Origin of the sequence: uncultured Campylobacter sp., from assembly GCF_938031315.1 — a bacterium.
GTDB lineage: Bacteria > Campylobacterota > Campylobacteria > Campylobacterales > Campylobacteraceae > Campylobacter_B.
This window is the reverse complement of sequence record NZ_CALHHT010000449.1, coordinates 1-3,502: the sequence shown is the minus strand read 5'-3', so window position 1 is coordinate 3,502 and position 3,502 is coordinate 1. Positions and strand designations below refer to the sequence as shown.

The following is a 3,502-nucleotide window of genomic DNA, read 5'->3' as shown; positions in this document are numbered from 1 at the left end:
TCAGCGCCTCTAGCCTGCGGCGGAGCTTTGATCGGGCGGCCCTGGCTTGAAATTTGAGCGGTTATAAATACGGCGTGTTTTAAATTTGCTAGCATAGCGTGCCGCTCCGCGCGGTTAAATTTTACCTCGGACGGCAGGATTGCACTTTTTCGTTGCGTACGGATCGCAAAATCGCCATCGGGCGGCGTATCGCCAAGTTAAATTTACGATTTAGCGCAGTGCGGCTAGAATTTTGCCGGCTTGGAATTTTAATCGCTAAGATAGATTTGTACCGCAGGTTGAAATTCCGCCGCGTGCGTTGCGGATTAAAATTTCGCGCTTTATAAAATTTACGTATCGGGCGCCGCGATCGCGGGTTAAATTCCTCGGCGCGCACTTCACGGCACGCGGTTTTGAAATTTTAATCGCACTGGGCGAGCTTGCCGCGGGCTAAATTTAACGCAAGCGCGCCTAGGCGCAGAAGGAGTAAAATTTGAAGGCCTATGCAAAGATCAATGTTTTTTTAAAAGTCGTCGGCACGCGCGGCGGTTACCACGAGATCGCCTCGCGCTTCGTGCTGCGCAGGGAGCTTTTTGATGAGATAAGCTTCGAGCGCGCGAGCGGCTTTGCGCTTGAATGCGACGCCGCGCAGATCGCGGACAATATAATTTTAAAAGCCAAGGCGGCGCTTGAGCAGGCGGGCTTTGCACGCGAGCTTGCGGAATTTTTCAGCTCGCACAAGATTGTGCTTAAAAAACGTATTCCGATCGGTGCTGGTCTTGGGGGCGGCAGTAGCGATGCGGCGGCGTTTTTGCGACTTGCGAACGAGGAATTAAATTTAAAAATTTCGCGCGAGCGGCTTACCAAAATCGCGCAAAATATCGGCGCGGACGTCGCGTTTTTTGTTAGCGGGCTTGAGGCCGCAAACGTGCGCGGCATCGGCGAGATCATCGAGCCTTTCGAGGACCGCCTGCCCGCGATCGAAATTTTAACGCCCGCGATCTTTTGCTCCACCGGCGCGGTTTATAACGAGTTTCGCGCAAGCTTTATGCAAAATATAAACGCCGCGCAGGCGCAAGAGATGTTGCGTTTAAGCAGCGAGCAGCTGCTGGCGCGATACGACGGCCCCCTGCTAAACGATCTTTTCGCGCCGTGCATAAAGCTATATCCGCAGATGAGCAAGTATCGCGATATGTTTCTAAGCGGCAGCGGCAGCAGCGTGTTTTTCTTAAAATAAGAATTCCAAGGTGCGCGGTTAAAATTTAAAAGCTAAATTTAAAGATAAAATTTAAAATTCGCTCGCCCGCTTTTAAATTTAAGCAAAAACGGGCTAAGCTTAGGGTTAAATTTAGAAGGAAAAAGATGAAAGAACTTAGTAAAAATCGCAAGGCATTTCACGATTTTACGATACTTGAAAGCTTTGAGGCAGGCATCGTGCTAAAGGGCAGCGAGGTCAAAGCTCTTCGCGCGGGCAGGGGCAATCTCAAAGATAGCTTCTGTCGCGTGATCCGCGGTGAGCTGTTTTTGCTAAACGCGCATATCAGCTATCTTGAAAGCACCAACGCCCACTTTCGTCCAGACGAGGGGGCGGCGCGAAAGCTTTTAATGCATCGTAAGCAGATCGACAAACTGCTTGGCGCGGTTAGCAAAGAGGGCCTTACCATCGTGGTTTTGTCGCTGTATCTCAATGATAAAAACCGCGTAAAGGCGCGTATCGCTTTGGCAAAAGGCAAAAATCTGCACGATAAGCGCGAATCGCTAAAGCGCAAGGAAGCCGACCGCGAAGCGCAAAGCGCGATGAAGCGATACGACAGGCATTCATTTTAAATTCACAAAACTTTGGTTAAAATGCGGGCTTAAATTTAAACCCGAAGGAAATGCAATGAAGAAATTTTTACTATTATGTTTGGCGATTTTTGTCTTAAGCGGCTGCGGAGATGATTCGCAGAAAAAGACGGGCTCTGCGGGCGAGAATCCTACCGCGAGCGAGAATCAGATGGCAAAAAATTCCGCTCAAGATAAAAATGGCGAGCGTATTGGTGGAGAGAGCGGCGAGGAGGTAGCTTTTACGCCGTTTAAAACGGGCGAGCGATTTACGCTTAAAAGCGTCGTAGGCGGCGAGGTAACGATTGAGCGGACAGAAAAGGGCTTTAAGCTCGCGGACAGCGATAAAATTTTAATGTTTGATATTTTTGGTACGTACTGCCAGCCGTGCCGCATCGAAGCGCCGCATCTGATGGACTTTCAGCTAAAAAATTCCGCGGATTTTCTGATGGTTGGGCTAATCTATTTTGAGGATATTACGGACGCGCAGGTGATCGAAAATTTTACGAAAAAGTTTAACGCGTATTATTTCATCTCCAATTCAAAACAAAACGAGCGCATAGTGGGTCAAATTTTAAGCGACATCGGTTATCGCCACGCGCTTTCGATCCCTTTTAAGGTAGTACTTAAAGACGGAAAATATCAAAGGCTTACCGACATTAATGAAGGCGATGAGCGGGGCAAGCCGTATTACTTAGGTATGGTCGATACTGATGTGATAAAAAGCGATATCGCCAGGATAAAAAATGGCAACTAAAACCGGTGTGCAGATCCGCACTCGCGCCAAAACAAAATCTTTCGTGCCTCGCCCGTATAAGGTGATTTTACTAAACGACGACGTGACGACGATGGATTTTGTGGTTTATATTTTGATGGATATTTTTGCAAAGAGCTTTCAAGATGCGGTAGATTTGATGATGAAGGTTCATAAGCAGGGTCGCGCGGTTTGCGGCGCGTATCCTAAAGAGATAGCCGAGTGCAAGCAACAAGCGGTTTTACAAGCGGCAAAGGCCGCAGGATTCCCTCTTAGATGCGAGATCGAAGAGGATTAAATTTAAAGGAAAGCAATGATAGGATTTTTTTTAAACAAACATTTCGAACAAGCAATCAGCGTCGCAAACGACGGCGAGGACGAATACATCACTACTTCGCACGTAGTTTATGCGATTTTTAAATACAATAAGCCCTTTCATGGGCTCATCGCCAAAGAAATTCCGGATATTAACTATCTAAATATCTTGGATAATCTGGGCGGGCTTTTGGATATGATGCCTAAATCAAGCGGTAAGGATCCGGCGCAGACGATAGAATTTAAGCAGTTCTATACTGAATTAAATAACGCTAAAGAGCCTAAAAACGAGCTTGATTTTATGCTTAAAATTCTAAATGATAAGGAAAACGACTGCACTAAAATTTTAAATCACTACGGTATCAATGCCGCGATTTTTGAGCTCATTGTGCGAAAGTACAAATCTGCTTTCGATCACCGTGATGAGGTCGTTTCTCGCGACGAAGCCGCAGCGATTAAGCTAAACTCATACGATATCGATGATATCACGCATGCGATGAATTATGACGAAAGCCGCAGACAGTGGCAGAATACGGAATTTGAGCCTGCGTTTGAGGGTGAAAAGGACGCCATAAACGAGCGCGATATTAAAAAGGACTCACCTAGCTCACTTTATACAGCGAATCTCAA

4 protein-coding genes and 1 pseudogene are annotated in these 3,502 nt (G+C 46.9%); all 5 read left to right on the top strand.

From position 1 onward, the window contains the following. Nucleotides 1-472 precede the first annotated feature (472 nt). Nucleotides 473-1,216 (top strand): 4-(cytidine 5'-diphospho)-2-C-methyl-D-erythritol kinase, encoded by a 744-nt coding sequence (locus Q0236_RS11255; protein ID WP_297918000.1) that lies wholly within the window; start codon nt 473-475, stop codon nt 1,214-1,216. 125 nt (nt 1,217-1,341) lie between these two features. Beyond that, on the top strand, nt 1,342-1,806 hold the full coding sequence (smpB, locus tag Q0236_RS11250; RefSeq protein ID WP_297917997.1) for an SsrA-binding protein SmpB: 465 nt from the start codon (nt 1,342-1,344) through the stop codon (nt 1,804-1,806). A gap of 55 nt (nt 1,807-1,861) precedes the next feature. Continuing rightward, nucleotides 1,862-2,560 (top strand): TlpA family protein disulfide reductase, encoded by a 699-nt coding sequence (locus tag Q0236_RS11245; RefSeq protein WP_297917994.1) that lies wholly within the window; start codon nt 1,862-1,864, stop codon nt 2,558-2,560. Next, on the top strand, nt 2,550-2,855 hold the full coding sequence (locus tag Q0236_RS11240; RefSeq protein WP_297917991.1) for an ATP-dependent Clp protease adaptor ClpS: 306 nt from the start codon (nt 2,550-2,552) through the stop codon (nt 2,853-2,855). The genes Q0236_RS11245 and Q0236_RS11240 overlap by 11 nt, the downstream gene beginning before the upstream one ends. A 15-nt stretch (nt 2,856-2,870) precedes the next feature. Beyond that, a pseudogene (locus tag Q0236_RS11235) lies at nt 2,871-3,502 on the top strand (Clp protease); the annotation flags it as partial.